This is a genomic window from Runella defluvii, assembly GCF_014195535.1.
Lineage (GTDB): Bacteria > Bacteroidota > Bacteroidia > Cytophagales > Spirosomataceae > Runella > Runella defluvii.
In genome coordinates this window covers 21,646-44,196 of sequence record NZ_JACIBY010000021.1, presented here as the reverse complement: position 1 = coordinate 44,196, position 22,551 = coordinate 21,646, and the positions used below count along the sequence as shown (strand labels likewise).

Sequence of the window (22,551 nt, the reverse complement as noted above, 5' to 3'; positions counted from 1 at the left end):
AGTTTTTTGTCATTCCGACGAAGGAGGAATCTACGTCCCACCTCCTAATTCGTAATTTCCCCATTCCCAATTTGTAATTCAAAACTCCCAACGTCTATTTCTTCTTCTTAATCGAAGGCTTGATAGTGGCTTTGGGCTTGGGTTTTTGCTGGCGATTTTCGGGGGTGTATTTTGACAACAAAGGCTCAGCACCACGTTTGCGGCGCAGGTATTGGAATCCCCATAGACAGGCCAAGCAAAGCATTAATAACCAGTAACTATCTACAAATTCGGTACGGCGAAATTCCAAAATCCACAACGCAAAGAAGCCTAATGACGTCCATCCCAGCAGACTTTCAACTAAAGGAGTTTTCATGAGTTTGATGTCTCAATAAATTGGTTAGTGCGGCAAAGGTACGAGCTTTGGGCACTGATTGGCGCGTGGCTATTCAAAAAATCCACTTAGGGTTGTTCTTTGAGCCAAGCAATGACCGCAGGATAAAGGTCGGCAACGGTCTGATTGGCGGCGCGTTTTTTATAGGTTTCCAACAAAAACCGATTAAATTCTTTGAAGCGATGAAACCCACGGCCATTGATCATGAACTCTTCGACGCGCTGATTGATTTTCTCAAAATCAGCCGCAGGGTAGGAGTCATAGGCGTACAGCGTAAAAGCCGCCCACGTCATGTATTCGTTGAAGGTCAAGTACGTGGATTCATAATAGCCCTTGTTGCCTTCTTTGGTTTTGTTCCATTTTTTCCAATCGGGCATGACCGCCTCAATTTCTTTTATGTACGTATCCGTGACGGGGTTGACGTAGTTGTGGTCAATTTCGGTAAAAACAATGCGCGACCAAGCGCCTTCTTTTTCAACTTCCGAACGATTGCCAGGAAACTCGCCCGCTGGACTTATAAACATGAGCGTTTGACGAAAGCCGTTTTCATTCAAATGAAACGTGAAATGATGGCCACCGTCGAGCGGAGAAATATAGATTTTGTAATTATCGTAGCGCGAAGGAAATTGACTTTCGGCCCACTGCCACATTTTACGGACGGGCATGTAGTTGCCAGCCTTCGCCAATTGGTCTTGGTAATAACTTTTATGCTGGGCGTAAAACGCTCGGTAATTTGTTTTTTCAATAAAATCCCGAAGAAGGGCTGGACGGTCTTGTAAGTCCAACAATATCATCGAAAGCGGGCGTTTCAATGAATAAACCTTACTTTTTACGAGGCGGTTGTTGTCATTAAACTCAAGCGTGAGTGCGCTTTTGCGCAATTGAGTATGGTGAAACAATCCTAGTTTGCGAAACTTTTTTGCCGCGTGCCGCACCATCGGATGGTCTTTGTAAGGGCTAAAATGTTTTTTAACGTCTTGAATATAAGGGTCTTTTCCTTCCAAAACATTTCGATAACCCGTGAGTGCCATGATAATGCAACTAAGTTCATACGTCTCGGGCATTTCAAGGGTTACTTTTTGTCGGTTTTCAGTCTGATAAGCGGTGGAGAATCGGGCTTTGGGCGCAATCGGGTTGCCACAAGAAGTAAAGAGAAACGCACCGAATGAGAGTACAAAAAAGGCTGTTAGCGTATGTTTCATAAGAAATGGAAAGGTTCAAGATTCAAAGATAGCAATTAGGGAATTCGCTAAGAATTTAACCCCCAAAATGAACTTTCCCCATCGTAAAAAACGTTGCGCAAAAGCCCCGTAAATAACCTTAAAAATGACCCGTTTTAGTCGCTGTTTCCTTTGGAAAACCTAAATAAAATGAGTACTTTTACAGGTAAACAAACCTACTATTTCATATTTTAACATCAACCATGGCAGACAACAAAGAACAAAAATTTAAAGCCCTGCAAACAACGCTGGAGAAGCTTGACAAAGCCTACGGAAAAGGCACAGTGATGCGTCTCAGTGACAAAAAAGTAATGGATGTCGAGGTAATTTCAACGGGTTCCGTTGGACTTGACCTTGCCCTAGGAATCGGTGGTTTGCCCCGTGGACGGGTTGTAGAAATCTACGGGCCAGAATCGTCAGGTAAAACTACACTTGCCATGCAGACCATTGCCGAAGCTCAAAAATTGGGCGGTTTGGCGGCCTTTATTGATGCAGAACACGCCTTTGACCGTGTGTATGCGCAAAAGTTGGGAATTGATACCCAAAACTTACTTATCTCGCAGCCTGACAACGGTGAGCAAGCGCTCGAAATCGCCGAACATTTGATTTCATCAGGAGCGATTGACATCATCGTGATTGACTCCGTTGCAGCCCTTGTTCCTAAGGCGGAAATCGAAGGAGAAATGGGCGATAGCAAAATGGGTCTTCAGGCGCGTTTGATGTCGCAAGCCTTGCGTAAATTGACGGGGGTTATTAACCGTACCAATTGCTGCTGTATCTTTATCAACCAGTTGCGTGATAAAATCGGCGTGATGTTTGGTAGCCCAGAAACAACCACGGGTGGAAACGCTCTCAAGTACTATTCGTCGATTCGTTTGGATATTCGTCGGATTGGCCAAATCAAAGAAAGCGCCGACAATATCACTGGAAACCGTACGAAAGTGAAGGTGGTGAAAAACAAATTGGCACCTCCATTCAAAGTGGTTGAATTCGACATTATGTACGGCGAAGGGGTTTCTAAAGTAGGTGAAATCATCGACTTAGCGGTAGAACTCGAAATCGTGAAGAAATCAGGTTCTTGGTTTAGTTACGATGGCAACCGCCTCTCACAAGGTCGTGACGCAGTGAAGCAATTATTGAAAGATAATCCTGAATTGGCCGATGAACTTGAAGCGAAAATCCGTGCAAAAGTCAACGAAGACGACGATGCACTGTTGGATACGCAACAACCAAACATCGCCGACGACGGAACGCCTGATTAAGGCTTAAATCAGTTAACCTCCCGAAAGTTCAAAACTTTCGGGAGGTTTTGAACTTTCGGGAGGTTTTTTTTGAACCTAACTTAATATCTCTCTCGAAATCACCAGCTTCTGAATTTCACTTGTACCTTCCCCAATGGTACATAGTTTGCAGTCACGGTAAAATTTCTCCACAGGATAATCTTTGGTAAAGCCATAGCCACCAAAAATCTGAACCGCTTCGTTAGACACCCTGCACGATACTTCTGAGGCGTAGTATTTGGCCGTAGCACTTTGGAGCGTTACTTTTTCGTGGCGGTCTTTGCGGGCAGCGGCATCATACACGAGTAGTTTGGCGGCTTCAATTTCGGTGTGCATGTCGGCAAGTTTGAACGAAATTCCCTGAAACTGCGAAATCGGCTTGCCAAATTGCTGACGTTCTTTGGAGTAAGCCAAGGCGGCTTCAAACGCACCAATAGCCGTGCCAAGGCTCAACGCCGCAATGGAAATTCGTCCACCGTCCAAAATTTTGAGGGCTTGGACAAAACCTTCCCCAACTTCGCCCAACACATTGCTTTCATGGACGCGGCAGTCTTCAAAAATCAATTCTGTTGTTTCCGAAGCCCGCATTCCCAGCTTGTCTTCTTTCCGCCCCGCCGAAAAACCTTTCGTGCCACGTTCGATGATGAAGGCCGTGGCTCCTCGTTTGTCGCCCGCAGCGCCTGTTCGCGCAATGACGACGGCTACGTTGCCACTTTTTCCGTGGGTAATAAAGTTTTTAGAACCATTTAAGACCCAATAGTCACCGTCTTTAACGGCCACCGTTCTCATATTTCCTGCGTCCGAACCAGTGTTGGGTTCGGTCAATCCCCAGGCACCAATCCATTGGCCACTAGCGAGTTTGGGAAGGTATGTTTGTTTTTGAGATTCATTGCCAAACATCAAAATATGGTTGGTACAGAGCGAGTTATGGGCGGCCATCGAGAGCCCAATGGCAGGATCGACTTTGCTTAATTCGACAATCGCAGTAACATATTCTTGATAGCCCAATCCCGCACCACCATAAACCTCAGGTACCAGGATGCCCATGAGCCCTAGTTCGCCAAGTGAATGAAAAAGGTCAACGGGAAAATGCTGGGTTTCGTCCCACTCCCTCACGTAAGGTCGCATGTTGCGTTCTGCAAAATCCCGAACCGATTGGGCAATTAATTCTTGGTTTTCTACAACTTCGGACTTCATATTCAAAAGCGATTAAAGGAATAGTGTTGAATGAAAGAATCTCAATCTAAGATTATTCAATGATTATGCCAAGCAATAATGAGTGAACGGTTGAGGGAAGAAAAATAAAAGATTACGCAAACGTTTTCGGAAGCGTAAATGAATACTTCAAAACGCGAGTGTTGCAAATTTTTATTTGTTGTTATAACAATTTTTAGAGTAATAATTTTTTTGAAAAATCCTTAAAAGAGCCGCAAAATCAATTGTTACTCTACAAATCTGTGGAACAATGGAGTGGATTGAAGAATTTATTCTAATTTTGGAGCTGTTTTGTTGGACTCGAAAAAATACAATTTTGAAGAGCCGCACATGAAAACTAACAACCAAAGCATTTATCTATGAAAATCGCTGTAGTAGGAACTGGCTATGTAGGACTCGTAACAGGAACTTGTTTTGCAGAGACTGGTGTACAAGTATGTTGTATCGACATTGATGTAAAAAAAGTTGAAAAGCTGAACAACGGCATTATCCCCATTTACGAACCAGGCTTGGATGTCCTTTTTCATCGAAACGTAGCCGAAGGTCGTTTGAAATTTACCACCGATTTGGTCGAAGGTATCAAAGGGGCGTCGGTGATTTTCTTGGCCTTGCCAACGCCTCCAGGTGAAGATGGTTCGGCAGATTTGAAATATATTTTGAAAGTGGCCGATGATTTGGGTCAAATCATGACCGAATACGCGGTCATCGTCGATAAAAGTACTGTTCCCGTGGGCACCGCCGAAAAAGTAAGCGCTGCCGTGGCCAAAAACGCAAAAGTGGAATACGATGTAGTGTCAAATCCTGAGTTTTTGCGCGAAGGGGTGGCCGTAGAAGACTTTATGAAGCCCGACCGCGTAGTGATTGGGACAAAGTCGGAGCGGGCTAAGAAAGTAATGGAGAAGTTGTACGCTCCGTTGGTGCGCCAAGGTAATCCCGTGATTTTTATGGACGAGCGCTCGGCCGAAATGAGCAAATACGCAGCCAACTCGTTTTTGGCAATGAAGATTACGTTTATGAACGAAATCGCCAACTTGTGCGAATTGGCAGGAGCCGACGTTGACAATGTGCGTAAAGGAATCGGAACCGACAGCCGCATTGGAAAGCGTTTCTTGTTTGCAGGAATTGGTTACGGCGGAAGCTGCTTCCCTAAAGATGTTCAGGCACTTGCCAAAACGTCGGAAGAATATAAGTATGATTTCAAAGTGTTGAAATCGGTCATGGAAGTAAACCAAGAACAAAAAACAAAACTTATCCCCGTCGTTAAAAAACACTTCGACGGAGATTTGAAAGGGAAAACGATTGCCGTTTGGGGACTTTCGTTCAAGCCATATACCGACGATATTCGTGAGGCGCCAGCGTTGGAAAACATCAATATTTTGTTGGAAGAAGGGGCAAAAGTTATCGCTTACGACCCAGAAGGAATGGAAAACGTGAAAAACTACGTATTGGGCAATAAAATTAACTACGCACACACGCCATACGCTGCCTTGGACGATGCCGATGCGTTGATGATTTTTACTGAATGGCCGCAATTCCGCACGCCAGAATTTGAAAAAATGGCGTTGTTAATGAAAAACAAATTGATTTTCGACGGACGTAACGTTTACGAATTAGACCAAATGAAAGAACTAGGATTTACCTATTACAGCATTGGTCGTGAGGTAGTGAAAGCCTAATTTTTTTGGATATACATACAAAAACGAGTGCCGTGATTGAGTCAACCAAGGCACTCGTTTTTTATACCTTCTGTTCGAGCGTCGCACTTAAGAAGCTAAGTTTTAGAAAGCGAATGGGTTTTTGTACTTTTGCAACTCGAAAATAATTCACGGATTAACCGAATCAAACATTCTTATATTTTCCCCAAATGAAAAGAGTTTTAATCACTGGTGCGGCGGGCTTCTTGGGTTCGCATTTGTGCGATAGATTTATCAAAGAAGGCTATTATGTTATTGCGATGGACAATCTTGTGACGGGCGACCTTCGCAATATTGAGCACTTGCGTTCTAATCCCAACTTTGAATTTATTCACCACGATATATCAAAGCACATCGTTATTGATGGAGAATTGCACTACATCCTCAATTTTGCCTCGCCAGCAAGCCCCATTGATTATTTGAAAATCCCAATCCAAACCCTCAAGGTAGGTTCGTTGGGTACGCACAACTGCCTTGGCTTAGCCCGCGCCAAAGGTGCGCGCATCTTGGTAGCTTCTACTTCGGAAGTGTATGGTGATCCATTGGTTCACCCACAAAACGAAGACTATTGGGGACACGTAAATCCTGTGGGTTACCGTGGCTGCTACGACGAAGCAAAACGTTTTCAGGAAGCAATCACGATGGCGTATCACCGTCACCACAACGTAGAAACGCGCATCGTTCGTATCTTCAATACCTACGGCCCACGGATGCGATTGAACGACGGACGGGTATTGCCTGCCTTCATCGGGCAAGCACTTCGCGGTGAAGACCTTACGGTGTTTGGGGATGGGTCGCAAACGCGTTCTTTCTGCTACGTTGATGACCTTGTTGAAGGGATTTACCGTTTGTTGTTGAGCGATCACGCCATGCCAGTAAACGTAGGAAACCCAGCTGAAATTACGATTGGGGAATTTGCCGAAGAAATCATCAAATTGACAGGAACTACCCAAAAAGTAATCTACAAACCACTTCCACAAGACGATCCAAAGCAGCGTCAGCCAGACATTACATTGGCGAAAGAAGTGTTAGGATGGGAGCCAAAAGTGTCGCGTGCAGAAGGATTAAAAATTACGTACGACTACTTCAAAAATCTTCCAGAAGACCGTTTGTACGAAGAAACGCACCACAGAGAGTTTAACTAATAGCCGAATTTCTATCCAGCCTCCCGAAAGCTCTAAAACTTTCGGGAGGTTTTTTTATAGCTATTTGGAAACGGGTATCTCACTCACATCCACCCGATTTTTATCTTTGTTCCAAAAAAGTCGGTATTTCTTCCCTGAATCAATTTTGTATTCTTCCGTGACTTTATCTAGGGTACTGACGCGCATATACACTTGTGTATCAGCTAGTTTAAACTCCGCTCGTTTTTTGGAAGGCAAAAAGAACGCTTGCCAGTTGAGGCGGTCACCGCTCACTTCGTAGGCTACTTCGCCGTTGAGCTCATTTTGGAGGGAAAACGGAAAACGGTCATTGACAGGGTCTTCGATGACATCGGCCAATGAAACAACTTCTACTTTGATAGAACCAAGTTTGCGCTTGCCAAGGGGTTTGACGGCGATGTAAACTTCGTCGCCACGGCATCCTTCCAACTTTCCAACGCTGCTCTGGGTACTGTCAATCTTAAAACAAGGAGAGGTTTCTTTGCCATCGATAAATTGTTGAGCCGACTTGGCATCGGTAAAAACGCCAACCGCTACTTTAAAATTAGCATTAGAAGCCAACGAATGTTTGTCAAATGAATAGTCCGATTTGGTCAAGGTATCAGGATTAACCAATCGAAGGGTTTCGTACAAACGAGAGGACGTATTGACTTTTTCGGGTTGAAAAACGCTGATACGATAAAAAGAAGTGGTAGTACCTTTCAAAAGGGATACTTTTACGGGGGTATTTTTGGCCAATACTTTATTGACAACGTTGGGAGGAACCAAGTTGACGTAGTCAATAATCACCTCTTGGAGCATTTTCTGCGCCGAAGCCTGAAGGTGAACCAAAACAGAACACAGCAGGCTTGTAAAGAATATTTTTTTCATAAAAACGGCAAGTTTCTGAACCCTTAGACAACGCAAAGATGGGGAAAATATTTTCTGTACCTCTATCTTTGCGCCATGAACTTTATTCGACTGCTTCGCACAAACTGGCCTTTTGCTCTGACTTACGGCATAGTATTGATAGGATTGGGTATTTATCAGATTCTTTACCGACAAGGAATTATTTCGCTGGAAATCAATCGCTACAACAGTACCTTTGCCGATACATTCTTTAAATACATTACGCACCTTGGTGATGGCATTTTTTGCGTTGGGGTAGGAGTAGGGTTATTGTTTCGCGCCCGCAAGAAAGGATTGTTGGTGATTGGTGCCTACGCTATTTCTGGGATATTGGCACAGCTTATCAAAAATTTTGGTTTTCCAAAAGAACCTCGCCCAGTAGAGTATTTTGCGGGGATGATGCAGTCGTTACACACGGTGCCAGGCGTAGAACTGAGCCATTGGAATAGTTTTCCGTCGGGGCATACTACTTCAGCCTTTGCCTTGTTTGCGCTGTTAGCTTTGTGGACATCCAAACCTTGGTTGAAGGTCGGTTGTTTGGTAATGGCCTGTGTCATAGGCTTCTCAAGAATGTATTTACTCCAACATTTTATGGTAGATGTTTACGTAGGTTCACTATTGGGGACACTCACCGCTTGGGGACTGGCCTTGAAATTCAACGAAATAGCTTAGCGTTTAAACTTCGATTTTAAAAGAGACTACGAATGAAAAATATAAAACTCGAAAATCCGTGGGTCATCGCATTCCTTGCGGTTGCTTTTTTTGTGCCCTATTTGGGTCAAACTCATTTGTTTGATTGGGACGAAATCAACTTTGCCGAATCTGCCCGCGAGATGCTCGTTTCGGGGAATTACCTACGGGTTCAAGTTGATTTTCAGCCATTTTGGGAAAAGCCACCGCTGTTTTTTTGGTTGCAGGCTTTGTCGATGAAGGTGTTTGGCATCAACGAGTTTGCCGCCCGTTTTCCCAATGTTGTTGTGGGCGTTTTTACTTTATTGACCTTCTATTTTTTAGGAAAACGCTTGGTCGATGCCCGCTTTGGGTTTTTGTGGGCGTTGGTTTATTTGGGTTCGGTTACGCCGCATTTGTATTTTAAATCGGGGATTATCGACCCTTGGTTCAATTACTTTATGTTTTTGAGCGTGGTTAATTTTTCGTTTCCAGACGCTAAAAACATCGCAAAAAGTTTCTTGTTGGCGGGCATTTTTGCGGGACTCGCCGTTTGGACCAAAGGGCCTGTGGGGGTAGGTGTACCCACACTCGTTTTGGCGGCGTTGTGGGTAATTCAACAAGTTCAAAAGAAAAATAACCAAGCAGCAATTGGTGATTATTCCATTAAAAACCTGCTGATTTATGCCATCACGGCGGGTGTTTTTACCATTGGGTGGATGTTGGCCATCATCATGGAAAGCGGCTGGGCGACTTTTGTTGCATTTTTGCAGTACCTCTATCGCCTCGGTGCTACTTCGGAAGCCGACCACGGGCAGCCGTTTTATTATCACTTTGTGGTTGTCCTGATTGGTTGTTTCCCCATTTCGGTGATTGGTCTAAAATACGTAGCAGTAGCTTTTAAACCGCTGATTGCGAGGTGGAAGCCGCAGGTGGCTGACAAAATGACGCTGCCCCTGCCCCCATTTTCGTTGCCGATGTTGTGCTTGTTTTGGGTGGTGATGATTGTGTTTTCTATTGTCAAAACCAAAATTGTTCATTACAGTTCGATGGCCTATTTTCCGCTTTCGTACCTTGCGGCGTTGTGGCTGCATCAGTGGCTCAAAGGTGAAATTGTGTGGCCAAGATGGATGACGGTTATGGTATTATTTATTGGGTTTATCTTGTCATTGGTGCTGACCTTGGTGCCGTTGATTGGCATGAACCCAACCGCTTTTATCCCTTACATTGATGACAAATTTGCAGTTGCCAATTTGCAAGCACCCGTCGAATGGGCTGGGAATGAGTGGCTTTGGGGTGTGCTTTATTTTGGAGCGATTTGTGTGGCTTTGGTACGTTGGAAAAAACAAAAGCAAATGGCCATTCGTATTTTGTTTTTTAGCACATCGCTATTGATGTTTTTTTATACGGCGAATGTCGTTCCCAAGATTGAAGGCTATACCCAACGCACGGTCATTGACTTTTATGAAGCCAAAAAAGGCCAAGATGTTTACGTTTGGCCGATTGGAAACCGAAGTTATGCGCAATTTTTTTACTTCAAAAAGCCGATGGGAGTGCGCCCCGAAGCGAGTGATGAAGAGTGGCTGTTGAATGGCCCAGTGGACAAACCAACGTTCCTGATTGCGCGTATCGATCGTGCTGACGCCTATCGTTCAAACCCAAACGTAGAGTTCTTGAAGGAAGAAAACGGTTTTGTGTTTTTCAGAAGAAAACCCGATTACCAAAAAATCGCGGAATCACTTAGAAAGATGGAGCAATAATTGATAATTGTCAGTCAAAAAGCAAGGCACGGTCATACAAACCGTGCTTTTTTGTTGGGTAATTGTCTTGGTTTGAAAAATACAAAGACATGGAAAAGTTACTTCGAATTGCGGCCATTGTACTTTTAATGTTTAATGGTGTCAATGCGCTTGTGGGTGGTTTTATGATGATTGTTGACCCTTCGGGGGGGAAGATGCAATTGCCGTTAAGCTATCTTGAACACGCACCATTCTCTGATTTTTTGGTGCCAGGAATCGTTCTTTTTATTGCTAATGGGCTCTTTAGTGTGGCTGTTGTAATTGCAGTATTTTACAAGTATAGGCTTTATTGTCAGCTGATTATGGTTCAAGGAGCTATTTTATTGGGTTGGATTTTGGTTCAAGTACTGATGGTTCAACAGATTTTTTTCTTGCACTATTTAATGGGAAGTATTGGGCTGTTATTAATTATTTTGGGCCAGATGCTTACGCACCAAATGCAAGTAAAACGGAGTGCCTTGGAAAAAAAATGAAAAAAAAGTTGGAGAATTAAACGGGAACTTACACTTTTGTAAAAAGTTTAACCATTTGGTTAAACCAAATAGATGACTATGTCAGAACTGGATTTAACAACAGAAGAAAAAATTTTGAAAGCGGCGGAGACCATTTTTTTGCGAGATGGTTACGACGGCTCAAGGATGCAGGATATAGCCAACGAAGCAGGAATTAACAAGGCATTGTTGCATTACTATTTTCGATCAAAGGATAAGTTATTTGAACACGTTTTTGACAAAAAAATTGGCATATTTTTTCCGAAAGCAGATGGTGTTTTTGATTTAGACATTGACTTTGCAGACAAAATTGGGCTCATCATTGAAGGATATATCAACCTTTTGAGGGAGAATCCCTACTTGCCTTTGTTTGTTTTGAATACGGTCAATAACCCAGAAAAGTCAGATTTTATCAAAAAACTACCAGTCGGGTTGATGCAGAAAATAGCATTAAACTACTTTGTTGAACTCCAAAAAGGCAATGTTCGTAGCATTAACCCTATGCAATTTGTGATGTCGATCATGGGAATGTGTGCTTTTCCATTTTTGGCACGTCCAATTTTATTGAATGCGTTTGGGGCAGATAAAGAGGCATTTGATGTACTTATGAAACAGCGGATTGAAGAGTTGAAGTTGTACGTAAAGCTAATTTTAACTCCGTAAATATGCAGAGGGTTGCTAAAATGTGCAGAGGGTTGCTCACAACCCGACTATCGATGACAAAGACCTTCCAAGTTTTCAAAACGTGCAGAGGGTTGCTCACAACCCAACTATCGAAGACAAAGACCAAAACGTGCAGAGGGTTGTTCACAACCCGACTATCGAAAACAAAGACCAAAACGTGCAGAGGGTTGCTCACAACCCAACTATCGAAGACAAAGACCAAAACGTGGAGAGGGTTGCTCACAACCCGACTATCGAAGACGAAGACCTTCCAAGTTTCCAAAACTTGGAAGGTCTAAAAAAATTTAAACTCCTATTTTTTTATCCATAATTTAACCAAATAGTTAAACTGTAAGGTTATGAAACAAAAAGTGCTATTTATCGGGATGTGGTTGGGATTGGTTTCGGTGGGGCATACGCAAAGTACGTTGACCCTCGACGAATGCTACCGACAGACTGAAAACCACAGCCCGCAAGCGGGACAAACGCGCTTGATTCAGGAGGCGACCGAACTGCAATTGAAGTTGCTAAACCGCAATTTTATGCCTCAGTCTCGCCTCAATGGTCAAGCTACTTGGCAGTCGGATGTGACGAGCGTACCTATCAAATTGCCCAATTTTGAAATCACGCCGCCTCCCAAAGACCAGTACAAATTGACGTTGGACGTGACACAGTCGATTTGGGATGGGGGAACAATCCAGAAACAAAAGGCTGTTGCCGTAGCGAATCAACTGGCTGACCAACAAAAGGTAACGGTGGATTTGTATCAACTTCGGGAGCAAGTGAGCGGCTTGTTTTTCGGGGCATTGTTTGCCGAACGTCAACTGAAAAACTTTGATATTTTGGACAAAGAACTCCGTGCCAAACTGGCCAAAACCAAAGCTTCGGTTCAGAATGGAATTGCAATTCGTTCCAACATTCTTGCTCTGGAAGCACGTATTTTGGAAGTAGAACAGCTGGTGCTTGAAACGCAAACACGGCGAACGGCATCCTTGGAGGCACTTTCGTTGCTAACGGGGGCAAACGTGGATGCCAATACCTCGCTTCAACTGCCAACGGTTGCTGCTAATTCATCGGATATTAATCGGCCAGAATTGAAGTGGTTTGATGCCCAAAAACAAACGCTGTCGGTAAGTGAGAGGCTGGTTAAAGCGAAAAATCTGCCCAAATTATCGGCCTTTGCGACGGGTGGTTACGGACGGCCTGGGCTGAATTTCCTTTCGACCGAATTTAAAACGTACTTCATTGGAGGGGTGCAACTTCAAATTCCTTTGTCGCATTTATATACCAATAGCCAAGCGATTGAAGTGCAACAATTGCGGGTGAATCAGCAACGCGTTGAGAAACAAAAAGAGAATTTTTTGTTGGCCACCCAAGTCAGAATGGCTTCTCAGCGCCAAGAAGTAAGTCGTTTGCAAGCCTTGGTCGAAAGCGACCGTAAATTGATTGACATTCGTTCGACAATTCGTAAAGCGGCGGAATCTCAGCTTGAAAATGGCATTATTACGGCCAGTGATTACCTGACAGAGCTAGACAACGAAGACAGTGCACGTCAAAACTTGATTTTGCACGAAGTTCAATTGCTGCAAGCACAAAACAATTTACGATTATCGGCAGGGAATTAATGGCCAATTTAACAATGAACAACCAAGAATAAGACAATCAGCTATTATGAATACAATTTCACAAAAAATATCCCTAAAGAAAGCCCAGCAACGTGGCGTAGGGGCTTTGCTTTTTCTGTCACTTTTGACTTTGAGTGCTTGTAATAACAGCGACCAAGCGTTTGATGCGAGCGGTGTTTTTGAAGCCGATGAAGTCGTGATTTCGTCGGAGTCAATGGGGAAAATTCTGAGTTTGGAAATAGAAGAAGGCAACACCCTCAAGGCAGGGCAGGCGGTTGGGAGTGTTGATTGCAAAAACCTCAATTTGCAAAAAGCACAAGTGCAAGCGAGCATGGAGGCGTTGAGCCAAAAAACCAACGATGCTTCGCCGCAAATTCAGATTTTGAAGGAACAATTGATGACACAGCAACGTCAAATAGCTGCTCAACGCGAGCAACTTAGGCTGTTGGAGCGCGAACACAAACGTTTGGATAACTTGGTAAAAGCCGAAGCCGTACCAAGCAAACAATTGGACGATGTCGATGGACAAATTTCGGTGTTGAAAAAACAAATTGAAACCGCCGAAGGGCAAGTGGCGGTAGTTCAGCAACAAATCAAGTCGCAGCAGCAACAAGTGTCGATTCAAAACCGTGGGGTATTGAGCGAGCGAAAGCCGTTGGAAGAACGTATCGCGCAGTTTGACGACCAACTTCAGCGGTGTACCATCACCAATCCGATTGACGGAACGGTGTTGGTCAAGTACGCCACTACCAACGAAATGACTGCCACGGGTAAGGCGTTGTACAAAATTGCGGACTTGACTTCGCTGACGTTGCGGGCCTACATTACGGGCGACCAACTCGGTAAAATAAAGTTGAACCAACCCGTAAAAGTGTTTGTCGATAATGGCAAAGACAGCTACAAAGAAGTGAGTGGCGTGGTAACTTGGATTTCGAACAAAGCGGAGTTTACCCCTAAAACCATTCAGACCAAAGACGAACGGGCGAATTTGGTGTACGCCACCAAAATCAAGGTAAAAAACGACGGTTTCCTCAAAATAGGAATGTACGGCGAAGTGAAACTCTAATTCCAATTTCCATGTCAACCGTTCGAGTAGAAAATATCAAAAAAACGTACGAAAAAGGGCAAGTACTCGCACTCGACGATGTTAGTTTTGAGGTAAAATCGGGGGAATTATTTGGGCTAATTGGCCCCGATGGTGCAGGAAAAACGTCGCTTTTTCGTATCCTGACGACCTTATTGGTACCCGATGCAGGTCGGGCAGAGGTGGCGGGGTTGGATGTTGTCAAGGATTTGTGGAAAATACGCCAAATCGTGGGGTACATGCCAGGGAAATTTTCGCTGTACCAAGACCTGAGCATTGAAGAAAATCTCAATTTTTTTGCGACTGTTTTCAATACCACTGTCGCGAAAAATTACCACTTGATAGAGGAGATTTACGTTCAAATTGAACCCTTTAAGCATCGCCTAGCGGGAAAACTTTCGGGCGGGATGAAGCAAAAGTTAGCCTTGTGCTGTGCGCTCATTCACGAACCTAAAGTGCTCTTCTTGGACGAACCCACCACGGGCGTTGACCCTGTGTCGAGAAAGGAGTTTTGGGACATGCTCGACCGACTGAAAGCACGCGGAATTACCATTGTGGTTTCGACGCCGTACATGGACGAAGCCAGTCGGTGCGACCGCATTGCGCTGATTCAAAAGGGTAAAATTTTGGAACTCGATACCCTCGAACAAATCATTGCACGGCACGCCCAAAACCTATATGCGGTGGATGCCGACAATCGGTACAATTTAATGAATGACCTGCGCAAAAATACCGAAATCGTCAGCGCATTTGCGTTTGGAGAAGAGCAACACGTGACACTACCTCCTCATTTTCAGGACGAATACCTTTCGGCGTTTTTGAAAGAAAAAGGACATACGGGCATTAAAGTACGGAAAATAGCGCCGACGATTGAGGATACATTTATCAAATTGATGCTCGAAAATCAGTAAAACCTATGACAAAATCAGTCATTCATACCGAAGGACTTACCCGAAAATTTGGTGACTTCGTGGCCGTAAATGCCATCACGTTTGACGTAAAAGAAGGGGAGATTTTTGGTTTTTTGGGCGCCAATGGCGCTGGAAAAACCACCGCCATGCGGATACTGTGCGGGTTGCTGGAGCCCACCTCGGGCAAGGCATCGGTAGCAGGCTATGACGTGTACCGCCAAAATGAAGAAATTAAAAAGCACATTGGGTACATGAGTCAAAAGTTTTCGTTGTACGAAAACCTGACGGTGCGGGAAAATATCCAGTTTTTTGGAGGGATTTACGGATTGACCCGTAAAGAGCTTCGCGAAAAAACAGCCGTGCTGATTGAACGACTTGGACTAAACCAAGAGGCGGATAAGCTAGTGGGTTCGTTGCCGCTGGGGTGGAAACAAAAAATATCCTTCTCGGTGGCCATTTTGCACCGCCCCAAGGTGGTGTTTTTGGATGAACCTACGGGCGGCGTTGATCCCATTACGCGTCGCCAATTTTGGGACATGATTTACGAAGCAGCGCACGAGGGAATCACCGTTTTTGTGACAACCCATTACATGGACGAAGCGGAATATTGCGACCGTGTTTCGATCATGGTTGACGGGACGATTGCGGCCTTAGACACGCCTTCGGGGCTTAAAAAGCAGTTTCAGGTAGAGAGCATGGATGAGGTATTTTTACAACTAGCGCGCGGAGCAAAAAGAGGAGAATAACAACATGAAAACATTTGTAGCATTTATCCGAAAAGAATTTTGGCACGTACTCCGCGATACCCGTAGCTTGGTGATTTTGCTGGGGTTGCCCGTCGTGATGATGATTTTGTTTGGCTTTGCGCTTTCAAGCGAAGTTAAAAATTCAAACGTGGCCATTTTGGATTATTCCAACGATGATGCCTCACGTTTACTCATCGACCGTATTGACCAAAGTCAGTATTTCAGTGTCAAAGAACGCTTGACTTCTGAGGCGCAAATTGAGCGGGTTTTTCGGCGGGGTGAGGCGCGGTTGGTGATTATTTTTCCTCAAAACTTTCAAGAAGATTTGTCACATACCAACCAAGCACAAGTTCGCTTTATTGGTGATGCGTCCGACCCCAACACGTCTAACATTGTCATCAATTATGCCTCTAGCATTTTTCGCGATTACCAAAACGAACTTACTGAACAGAAAAAGCTACCGTACACCATCGAAACCGAAACGCGGATGTTGTATAACCCGCAGCTTAAAAGCTCGTACAACTTTGTGCCAGGCGTAATGACCCTGATTTTGATGCTGTTGGGTGCCATGATGACCTCGGTGTCGATTGTCAAAGAGAAAGAAACAGGAACCATGGAAATCTTGCTTGTTTCGCCCATGCGTCCTTTGTTGGTGGTTCTTAGCAAAGCCGTACCTTACTTGTTTCTGTGCTTTATTGATGTAGTTATCATTTTGCTATTGGCGGTATTTCTGTTGGATATGCCCATTCGAGGAAGCCTTCCTTTGCTGTTGGCTGAGAGTTTGTTGTTTATTCTAACCACCTTATCCTTAGGTTTATTGGTGTCGGCGGTGGTGGATTCTCAGCAAACAGCCATGTTTTTGTCGCTGGTAGGTTTTTTGATGCCCGCGTTGGTTTTTAGCGGGTTTATGTTTCCGATTGAGAACATGCCGTTGCCGTTGCAAATTGTAAGCAATATCGTTCCGACGAAGTGGTATTACAGCATCGTTCGGGCCATTATGGTGAAAGGATTAGGGTTTTCGTACGTAGCCAAACAGACCCTGATTTTGGCGGTTATGACGGTTGTTTACTTGACCGTGGCGATACGTAAGTTCAAAATTCGATTGGCTTAAAAAAAGAGAAGAAATGCGAAATCTAGTTTTTTTGTTGCAAAAAGAATTTCGGCAAATATTTCGGAATCCTACCATTTTACGAATGATTCTGATTATGCCCATCATGCAGCTGATTGTCATTCCACTGGCGGCCGATTACGAAATCAAACACATTTCTATCAGCGTCGTGGACCAAGACCATTCTACCTATTCGTCGAAGTTGGTGAATAAAATGACGGCGTCGGGTTACTTTCAACTGGTCGAATACACGCAATCTTATGCCCAAGCGACCAAGACCGTAGGGGATGGGAAAACCGATTTGATATTGACGATTCCTGCGCATTTTGAGCGCGATTTGATTAAGTTCAACAAGGCGCAGTTGCACCTAGCAGCCGATGCGGTCAACGGGGTACGGGCGGGATTGGGAACGGCTTACGCGGCCCAGATGATTGGTGATTTTAACCGCGAAATTCGGGAAGAGTGGATGTTGCTGCCTAAGTTTAACGAAATGCCCCAAATTGAAATTACGTCGGCCAACTGGTACAATCCTCATTTTGATTACCATTTGTTTATGGTGCCAGGTATTTTGGCCATTTTGGTGACGATGGTGGGGGCATTCTTAACGGCGCTGAACATCGTGGCCGAAAAAGAAGTGGGCACCATTGAACAAATCAACGTGACGCCGCTCAAAAAACACGAATTTATTCTAGGAAAACTGATTCCTTTTTGGGTATTGGGGATGGTTTCGATTACGTTAGGAATGATTGTAACCTTTGTCATATTCCGCTTTTTACCCGTTGGTTCTTTCTTTACAATTTACGCTTTTTCGGCGGTGTATATGTTTGGTGTGTTAGGGATTGGCTTGTTAATCAGTACCTTTGCCGATACGCAGCAGCAAGCCACGCTCTTCGCTTTTTTCTGCATGATGGTATTTATTTTGTTGGGAGGGCTATACACGCCTATCGAAAGTATGCCCGAGTGGGCGCAATGGCTGACCCGCATCAATCCACCTGCTTATTTTATCAAAATCATTCGGGCGGTTTACATCAAAGGAAGTGCTTTTTCTGATTTAATTCCCGAATTTTTGGTCATGATAGCCTTTGCGGTGGGTTTCAATGCGCTTGCGGTATTTAATTACCGAAAAAGAAGCGCGTAGGCAAAGTTGGGTTGTGAGCAACCCAACACACGTTACGCACGTTTCCGTGCCAAGGGTTGCTCACAACCCAACCGTTCATTCGACACTTTGCATTTTACCCTCGACACTAAAAACTAGTACCAATTGTAGGCATTTCGAGCCCCTCGGTACGAGCTAACCTCCATCACCAAAGCCCCCACCCATAGGTCCACCTCGACTTTGATGGGGACTTTGTTGGCATCGTCCGAAACCCAAATTCGAATGGAGTTTTCACCTTTAAAAAGCTCATTATTAGGCATGATAGGTGTGAGCCTAAAGGCTTTTATTTTGCCATATTTGGTCTTTACCACATCCTTGCCACGGTATTTTACTTTGAGTTTATAGACTGAGTTCTCAAAAAACGTAGGCACTTCCACCATTTCGTTGGGGCTAAGTTTTGTAAAATCGAGCGTGCGGAGGAAAAAATAACTACTAATCGCATCCTGAATGTGATTAGGTACTTCAAATTTTTTGGTGCCGTTTTCGTCGGTCACTACGGCGTCGTCGGTGTCGTGGTTAAACACCGTTGTTTCCACTTTGCGGTAGTTGTTTTCTTGAATATTACGGTAAAATTTCTGGGAAACGATGGCCGAGGTATCCATCCAGGATTGCCATTCGTCGCGCACTTTAGCAAACCAACTGAAAGCGCCAAGGGTCGTTCCCACAATATTGATTTTGTAACACGGCCGACCATTCACCTGATAAACATTCGGGCTTACGTCCACGACGGCATTGGCCGCGTTGAAAATGCCATAATGTACGCGGTATTCGAGGTGTTCACCTACGCCAAAGTTGGTTTGTGGGATACGGCGATAGGAATCTTTGGTATGAAAAGAAGAGAAAAAAAACACAGCAAATACCAAGGCGAAGCGTCCGAGCATATTGAGTGGATGGTAAGTAAAACAAAAACTCCCTAAAACGAGGTTGGGTAGGTTGCTTTCAAGTAAGCAAGGTACTTTGGAAAATTACCCTTGAATTTATGATTAAACTCGTCTTGAAACTGGTTTTGTTGGGAGTGATACGTCAGGTATCCGATAAAAAACGCATTGTTGGGCAATTTCGTGCCTCGCCAAGGGTATTTTTTCCCAACAAGTCCACCCAAAAGTGTATCCGATTGTTGAACAATGTGGCGGATTTGTCTCGTTTTTAAGGTGTCTTTTTGGGTAGCACTCAACGAAGGGCGGAAGGTTTTGTACAAACTATCAAGCTGTTTTGCCCCCCGTACGATGTGCTGCGAAATCGCATCGTTATAGCGTTTTCTGAACTCGTATTTTTCTAATTCGGGTGAATTTGCACCGTATTTAGCGGTCAAAAAGCGAATTGCCCCGTAGTCGCCTACAAAACTGGCGAGGTTTTCGTTGAGTTCAAGATTATTTTTGACAAACAGCGTCCCGTGCGTCATTTCGTGAATGATAAGGTTGGCCAAACTTCCTTCGCCTCGGTACAGCATAGAAGACAAAATAGGGTCTTTGAAAAATCCCAATGTACTCCAAGCCGAGACTTCGTTGAGCTGCGTGTCAAAGCCCTCTGATATAAGCAATTGGCGCTCTTTGTCCGCGCGAGTAGTGTCAAAAAAACCTTTGTAAGCAAACGTTCCTATCACTGGAAAATTCCATTCGCGGGGAATGAGGCGGTATTTTTCAGAAGCGGTTAGTACCCACAAAATGGGTTTGCCGTGTTGGTCATAGAACTCGGTATAGCTTCCCGAGGAATCTAGTCCTAAGGAATCGACGGCAAATTGTTTGATTTCGCCAATGAGCCTGAGGCGTTGCTTGAGCGAGTCAGGAAACGACGGGTTTTTCAGCACCTCCGCCACGGGCTGCGTATTGAACAAAATCTGAAGCTGACCTTTGGCTTGCATGTACCCATAACTGACCAACTCTCGGTAATAAAGGCCGAGAATCAGCAAAATGCCAAGCAAACCAAGGAGGATTTTTTTGAACATGGTTCTCTACGAAGCTACAACCGACCTTTTCTTTTCCCAAGACGTAAGAATCTGGCGGAGCTGTTTGTATTCAATCAAAAAACCATCGTGGCCGTACAAAGAGTCAATTTCTTGATACTCTGCTTCGGGGATGTGTTTTGTTAAAAACTTCTGTTCCGACGGCGGGAATAATATGTCCGAACTAATCCCTACTACCAACGTACGGGCTTTCACTTGCGCAAGCGCATGAATAATACTGGGTCGGTTGCGGCCAACGTTGTGCAAATCCATCATCCGCGAGAGCGCCCAATACGAAAACGCGTTGAAACGATTCGCTAATTTATCTCCTTGGTACTGCTGGTAAGTCGCCGCGCGGAAGTTTTCCGTTTGTTCGTTGCTATCGCGGGCTTGGGTAAAATCGTAGGTGTCGTAGTTGCGGTAGGAGAGGAGTGCAATTGAGCGGGCCACTTTCATGCCTTCGGCGCCTGCATCGGGGCGAGCTTCCTTCCAAGTAGGGTCGGCTTTGATGGCCATCCGCTGCGATTCATTGAAAGCAATACCCCAAGGTGAATGAACGGCGTTGGTGGCAATAAGCACCAAGTCGCCGATGAGTTCTGGTTGAATGATAGCCCATTCCACAGCTTGTTGGCCACCAAGCGAACCACCCACAAGAGTATGAATATGCGATATTCCTAATTCCTCGCGCAGTAACTCAAACGCGTGGATGTTGTCACGAATCGAAATATCAGGAAAGGTGCGGTAATAGGGCGCTCCCGTTTGATGGTTGATACTCAGTGCGTTGGTGGAGCCGTAATGCGAGCCCAGCACGTTGGCACAAACGATAAACCAATCTTTAGGGTCGTAATGAAGCCCATTACCTACCAGTCCATCCCACCAATCGGTCGGATCGGCGTTTCCTGTGAGTGCATGACAGACCCAAAGCACATTGCTGCCGTCGGCGTTGAGGGTGCCGTGGGTGGTATAGGCCAATTGGAACCCAGCGAGTTCGCCGCCGAGTTCCAATGGAAAAGTGTAGGGGTATTTAAACGTATGTACTGCCAAGGTAAATAAGTGCTTTACTTAATTATTGATTATTGACCGATTGTGTCAAAGGCTTGTTGAATATCAGCCTTAATGTCTTCAATGTGCTCAATCCCTACTGATATGCGCAACAATCCTGCTTCTACCCCTGCTGTCGCCTGTTCGGATGCAGAAAGCTGCGAGTGCGTCGTGCTTGCGGGGTGAATGATGAGGGTTTTTGAGTCGCCCACGTTGGCCAAATGGCTAATCATTTTGAGGGAGTTAACAAAATTATCAGCCGCCTCTTTCCCTGCTTTGAGTTTGAATGAAAGTACCCCGCCGAAGCCACGCGTGAGGTATTTTTTAGCCAACTCGTGGTATTTGCTACTTTCCAAGCCTGGGTAGTTGACGTACGCAACAGAAGGGTGCGCTTCTAGCCATTTTGCAAGTGCTAAGGCATTTTCGCACGTACGTTCTACGCGAAGTGAAAGGGTTTCTAAGCCTTGTAACAACAAAAATGAGTTGAATGGACTTTGCGCTGGACCCCAATCGCGCAGACCTTCCACGCGGGTACGGATGATGAATTGGATATTTCCGAAAGGTCCGCCAATGCCAAACACGTCGTTGAGAACGAGTCCGTGGTAACTTGGTGATGGCGAGGTAAATTGCGGATATTTGCCATTTCCCCAGTTGAACGTTCCTGCGTCCACAATCACGCCACCCATGCTTGTTCCGTGGCCACCAATCCATTTGGTTGCCGATTCTACCACCACGTGGGCTCCCCATTTGATGGGTTGGCAAATCGCACCTCCCGCGCCGAAGGTATTATCGACGATGATGGGAAGGTCGTATTTGGCTGCTAGTTGTGAAAAAGCGTCAAAATCAGGAACGTTAAACCCTGGATTACCAATCGTTTCGAGGTAAATCGCTTTGGTTTTGTCATCAATGAGTGCTTCAAAACTTGCTACGTTGTCGCCATCGGCAAAGCGAGCTTCTACCCCGATGTTTTTGAATGAGTTTTTAAACTGATTGTACGAACCACCGTATAAGAAAGAGGTCGTGACAAAATTATCGCCAACGGATGTAATGTTGTTAATTGCCAAAAACTGAGCCGCGTGTCCCGATGCGACCGCCAATGCAGCTACCCCTCCTTCAAGGGCTGCGATGCGTTTTTCAAACACATCGTTGGTGGGGTTCATAATACGGGTATAGATGTTGCCAAACTCTTTGAGTGCAAACAAATTAGCTCCGTGCTCTGAGCTGTTGAAGGCATAAGCCGTAGTCTGATAAATGGGGACAGCACGGGCGTTAGTAACTGGGTCGATAACTTGGCCAGCATGTTGCTGTAAGGTTTCAAAACGGAGATCTGACATGGATGTAAAGAATTAATGGTTATTGGTTGGGAACTGAAAAAACAACATAGCATTCGTTGTGCATCCTAAAAAAGGACACATACGGAGATTGGAACACAGTAGGGCACGCTGGAAGCGCACGCATTTTTCTAAGAATCTTAACATGATTG

22 protein-coding genes are annotated in these 22,551 nt (G+C 44.8%); 14 read left to right on the top strand and 8 right to left on the bottom strand.

Going from position 1 to position 22,551, the window contains the following annotated elements; genetic code table 11:
- Positions 1 to 94 precede the first annotated feature (94 nt).
- Positions 95 to 355: a hypothetical protein gene (locus FHS57_RS28540; RefSeq protein WP_037299073.1), complete on the bottom strand. Its 261-nt coding sequence runs from the start codon at positions 353 to 355 to the stop codon at positions 95 to 97.
- Positions 356 to 441: 86 nt separating this feature from the next.
- Entirely contained in the window at positions 442 to 1,575 is a 1,134-nt protein-coding gene (locus tag FHS57_RS28535; RefSeq protein WP_183979704.1) for a DUF4932 domain-containing protein, read from the bottom strand.
- Positions 1,576 to 1,796: 221 nt separating this feature from the next.
- Here FHS57_RS28535 and recA point away from each other — a divergent pair, with 221 nt between their 5' ends.
- Positions 1,797 to 2,855, top strand: a complete 1,059-nt coding sequence (gene recA, locus FHS57_RS28530; RefSeq protein WP_028522273.1) for a recombinase RecA — start codon at positions 1,797 to 1,799, stop codon at positions 2,853 to 2,855.
- A gap of 75 nt (positions 2,856 to 2,930) precedes the next feature.
- Here the strand turns inward: recA and FHS57_RS28525 are convergent, their stop codons facing one another.
- Positions 2,931 to 4,070: an acyl-CoA dehydrogenase family protein gene (locus tag FHS57_RS28525; protein WP_183979702.1), complete on the bottom strand. Its 1,140-nt coding sequence runs from the start codon at positions 4,068 to 4,070 to the stop codon at positions 2,931 to 2,933.
- 377 nt (positions 4,071 to 4,447) lie between these two features.
- Here FHS57_RS28525 and FHS57_RS28520 point away from each other — a divergent pair, with 377 nt between their 5' ends.
- Both FHS57_RS28520 and FHS57_RS28515 read left to right on the top strand, forming a co-directional pair.
- Entirely contained in the window at positions 4,448 to 5,764 is a 1,317-nt protein-coding gene (locus FHS57_RS28520) for a UDP-glucose dehydrogenase family protein (protein WP_183979700.1), read from the top strand.
- Positions 5,765 to 5,952: 188 nt separating this feature from the next.
- Positions 5,953 to 6,927 (top strand): UDP-glucuronic acid decarboxylase family protein, encoded by a 975-nt coding sequence (locus tag FHS57_RS28515; RefSeq protein ID WP_183979699.1) that lies wholly within the window; start codon positions 5,953 to 5,955, stop codon positions 6,925 to 6,927.
- Positions 6,928 to 6,987: 60 nt separating this feature from the next.
- Here the strand turns inward: FHS57_RS28515 and FHS57_RS28510 are convergent, their stop codons facing one another.
- Positions 6,988 to 7,815, bottom strand: coding sequence for a hypothetical protein (locus tag FHS57_RS28510; RefSeq protein ID WP_183979696.1), 828 nt, complete (start codon positions 7,813 to 7,815; stop codon positions 6,988 to 6,990).
- A 75-nt stretch (positions 7,816 to 7,890) separates the two neighbouring features.
- Between FHS57_RS28510 and FHS57_RS28505 the strand changes: the two genes are divergently transcribed.
- The 11 genes from FHS57_RS28505 (at position 7,891) to FHS57_RS28455 (ending at position 18,067) form a co-directional block, all read left to right on the top strand.
- Positions 7,891 to 8,505 (top strand): phosphatase PAP2 family protein, encoded by a 615-nt coding sequence (locus FHS57_RS28505; protein ID WP_183979694.1) that lies wholly within the window; start codon positions 7,891 to 7,893, stop codon positions 8,503 to 8,505.
- 32 nt (positions 8,506 to 8,537) lie between these two features.
- Positions 8,538 to 10,262: an ArnT family glycosyltransferase gene (locus tag FHS57_RS28500; RefSeq protein WP_183979692.1), complete on the top strand. Its 1,725-nt coding sequence runs from the start codon at positions 8,538 to 8,540 to the stop codon at positions 10,260 to 10,262.
- Positions 10,263 to 10,351: 89 nt separating this feature from the next.
- Complete coding sequence (locus FHS57_RS28495) at positions 10,352 to 10,774, top strand: hypothetical protein (protein ID WP_183979691.1); 423 nt, start codon at positions 10,352 to 10,354, stop codon at positions 10,772 to 10,774.
- Between the two features lie 78 nt (positions 10,775 to 10,852).
- Positions 10,853 to 11,455: a TetR/AcrR family transcriptional regulator gene (locus FHS57_RS28490; protein ID WP_183979689.1), complete on the top strand. Its 603-nt coding sequence runs from the start codon at positions 10,853 to 10,855 to the stop codon at positions 11,453 to 11,455.
- An 82-nt stretch (positions 11,456 to 11,537) separates the two neighbouring features.
- On the top strand, positions 11,538 to 11,786 hold the full coding sequence (locus FHS57_RS28485) for a hypothetical protein (protein ID WP_221225756.1): 249 nt from the start codon (positions 11,538 to 11,540) through the stop codon (positions 11,784 to 11,786).
- Positions 11,787 to 11,814: 28 nt separating this feature from the next.
- The gene (locus FHS57_RS28480; protein WP_183979687.1) at positions 11,815 to 13,080 is read left to right on the top strand and encodes a TolC family protein; all 1,266 of its coding nucleotides are present in this window, start codon (positions 11,815 to 11,817) and stop codon (positions 13,078 to 13,080) included.
- A gap of 46 nt (positions 13,081 to 13,126) precedes the next feature.
- Complete coding sequence (locus FHS57_RS28475; protein WP_183979686.1) at positions 13,127 to 14,146, top strand: HlyD family secretion protein; 1,020 nt, start codon at positions 13,127 to 13,129, stop codon at positions 14,144 to 14,146.
- 11 nt (positions 14,147 to 14,157) lie between these two features.
- Positions 14,158 to 15,075, top strand: a complete 918-nt coding sequence (locus FHS57_RS28470; RefSeq protein WP_183979685.1) for an ABC transporter ATP-binding protein — start codon at positions 14,158 to 14,160, stop codon at positions 15,073 to 15,075.
- Positions 15,076 to 15,080: 5 nt separating this feature from the next.
- On the top strand, positions 15,081 to 15,821 hold the full coding sequence (locus tag FHS57_RS28465; RefSeq protein ID WP_183979684.1) for an ABC transporter ATP-binding protein: 741 nt from the start codon (positions 15,081 to 15,083) through the stop codon (positions 15,819 to 15,821).
- A gap of 4 nt (positions 15,822 to 15,825) precedes the next feature.
- Positions 15,826 to 16,932: an ABC transporter permease gene (locus FHS57_RS28460; protein ID WP_183979683.1), complete on the top strand. Its 1,107-nt coding sequence runs from the start codon at positions 15,826 to 15,828 to the stop codon at positions 16,930 to 16,932.
- A gap of 13 nt (positions 16,933 to 16,945) precedes the next feature.
- Entirely contained in the window at positions 16,946 to 18,067 is a 1,122-nt protein-coding gene (locus FHS57_RS28455; protein ID WP_183979682.1) for an ABC transporter permease, read from the top strand.
- A 113-nt stretch (positions 18,068 to 18,180) separates the two neighbouring features.
- Here FHS57_RS28455 and FHS57_RS28450 read toward each other — a convergent pair whose 3' ends face one another.
- The 4 genes from FHS57_RS28450 to FHS57_RS28435 are packed head-to-tail and all read right to left on the bottom strand — an operon-like array spanning position 18,181 to position 22,402.
- Positions 18,181 to 18,966: a DUF3108 domain-containing protein gene (locus FHS57_RS28450; RefSeq protein WP_183979681.1), complete on the bottom strand. Its 786-nt coding sequence runs from the start codon at positions 18,964 to 18,966 to the stop codon at positions 18,181 to 18,183.
- A gap of 32 nt (positions 18,967 to 18,998) precedes the next feature.
- Positions 18,999 to 20,030: an aminopeptidase gene (locus tag FHS57_RS28445; RefSeq protein ID WP_183979679.1), complete on the bottom strand. Its 1,032-nt coding sequence runs from the start codon at positions 20,028 to 20,030 to the stop codon at positions 18,999 to 19,001.
- Between the two features lie 6 nt (positions 20,031 to 20,036).
- Positions 20,037 to 21,071, bottom strand: coding sequence for a homoserine O-acetyltransferase family protein (locus tag FHS57_RS28440; RefSeq protein ID WP_183979677.1), 1,035 nt, complete (start codon positions 21,069 to 21,071; stop codon positions 20,037 to 20,039).
- 29 nt (positions 21,072 to 21,100) lie between these two features.
- Positions 21,101 to 22,402: an O-acetylhomoserine aminocarboxypropyltransferase/cysteine synthase family protein gene (locus FHS57_RS28435; RefSeq protein WP_183979675.1), complete on the bottom strand. Its 1,302-nt coding sequence runs from the start codon at positions 22,400 to 22,402 to the stop codon at positions 21,101 to 21,103.
- Positions 22,403 to 22,551: the final 149 nt, after the last annotated feature.

Excerpts from the sequence above, each read along its gene's own strand:
- FHS57_RS28540 (WP_037299073.1), bottom strand. The coding sequence starts at position 355 with ATGAAAACTCCTTTAGTTGAAAGTCTGCTGGGATGGACGTCATTAGGC.
- FHS57_RS28535 (WP_183979704.1), bottom strand. The coding sequence starts at position 1,575 with ATGAAACATACGCTAACAGCCTTTTTTGTACTCTCATTCGGTGCGTTT.
- recA (WP_028522273.1), top strand. The coding sequence starts at position 1,797 with ATGGCAGACAACAAAGAACAAAAATTTAAAGCCCTGCAAACAACGCTG.
- FHS57_RS28525 (WP_183979702.1), bottom strand. The coding sequence starts at position 4,070 with ATGAAGTCCGAAGTTGTAGAAAACCAAGAATTAATTGCCCAATCGGTT.
- FHS57_RS28520 (WP_183979700.1), top strand. The coding sequence starts at position 4,448 with ATGAAAATCGCTGTAGTAGGAACTGGCTATGTAGGACTCGTAACAGGA.
- FHS57_RS28515 (WP_183979699.1), top strand. The coding sequence starts at position 5,953 with ATGAAAAGAGTTTTAATCACTGGTGCGGCGGGCTTCTTGGGTTCGCAT.
- FHS57_RS28510 (WP_183979696.1), bottom strand. The coding sequence starts at position 7,815 with ATGAAAAAAATATTCTTTACAAGCCTGCTGTGTTCTGTTTTGGTTCAC.
- FHS57_RS28505 (WP_183979694.1), top strand. The coding sequence starts at position 7,891 with ATGAACTTTATTCGACTGCTTCGCACAAACTGGCCTTTTGCTCTGACT.
- FHS57_RS28500 (WP_183979692.1), top strand. The coding sequence starts at position 8,538 with ATGAAAAATATAAAACTCGAAAATCCGTGGGTCATCGCATTCCTTGCG.
- FHS57_RS28495 (WP_183979691.1), top strand. The coding sequence starts at position 10,352 with ATGGAAAAGTTACTTCGAATTGCGGCCATTGTACTTTTAATGTTTAAT.
- FHS57_RS28490 (WP_183979689.1), top strand. The coding sequence starts at position 10,853 with ATGTCAGAACTGGATTTAACAACAGAAGAAAAAATTTTGAAAGCGGCG.
- FHS57_RS28480 (WP_183979687.1), top strand. The coding sequence starts at position 11,815 with ATGAAACAAAAAGTGCTATTTATCGGGATGTGGTTGGGATTGGTTTCG.
- FHS57_RS28475 (WP_183979686.1), top strand. The coding sequence starts at position 13,127 with ATGAATACAATTTCACAAAAAATATCCCTAAAGAAAGCCCAGCAACGT.
- FHS57_RS28470 (WP_183979685.1), top strand. The coding sequence starts at position 14,158 with ATGTCAACCGTTCGAGTAGAAAATATCAAAAAAACGTACGAAAAAGGG.
- FHS57_RS28465 (WP_183979684.1), top strand. The coding sequence starts at position 15,081 with ATGACAAAATCAGTCATTCATACCGAAGGACTTACCCGAAAATTTGGT.
- FHS57_RS28460 (WP_183979683.1), top strand. The coding sequence starts at position 15,826 with ATGAAAACATTTGTAGCATTTATCCGAAAAGAATTTTGGCACGTACTC.
- FHS57_RS28455 (WP_183979682.1), top strand. The coding sequence starts at position 16,946 with ATGCGAAATCTAGTTTTTTTGTTGCAAAAAGAATTTCGGCAAATATTT.
- FHS57_RS28450 (WP_183979681.1), bottom strand. The coding sequence starts at position 18,966 with ATGCTCGGACGCTTCGCCTTGGTATTTGCTGTGTTTTTTTTCTCTTCT.
- FHS57_RS28445 (WP_183979679.1), bottom strand. The coding sequence starts at position 20,030 with ATGTTCAAAAAAATCCTCCTTGGTTTGCTTGGCATTTTGCTGATTCTC.
- FHS57_RS28435 (WP_183979675.1), bottom strand. The coding sequence starts at position 22,402 with ATGTCAGATCTCCGTTTTGAAACCTTACAGCAACATGCTGGCCAAGTT.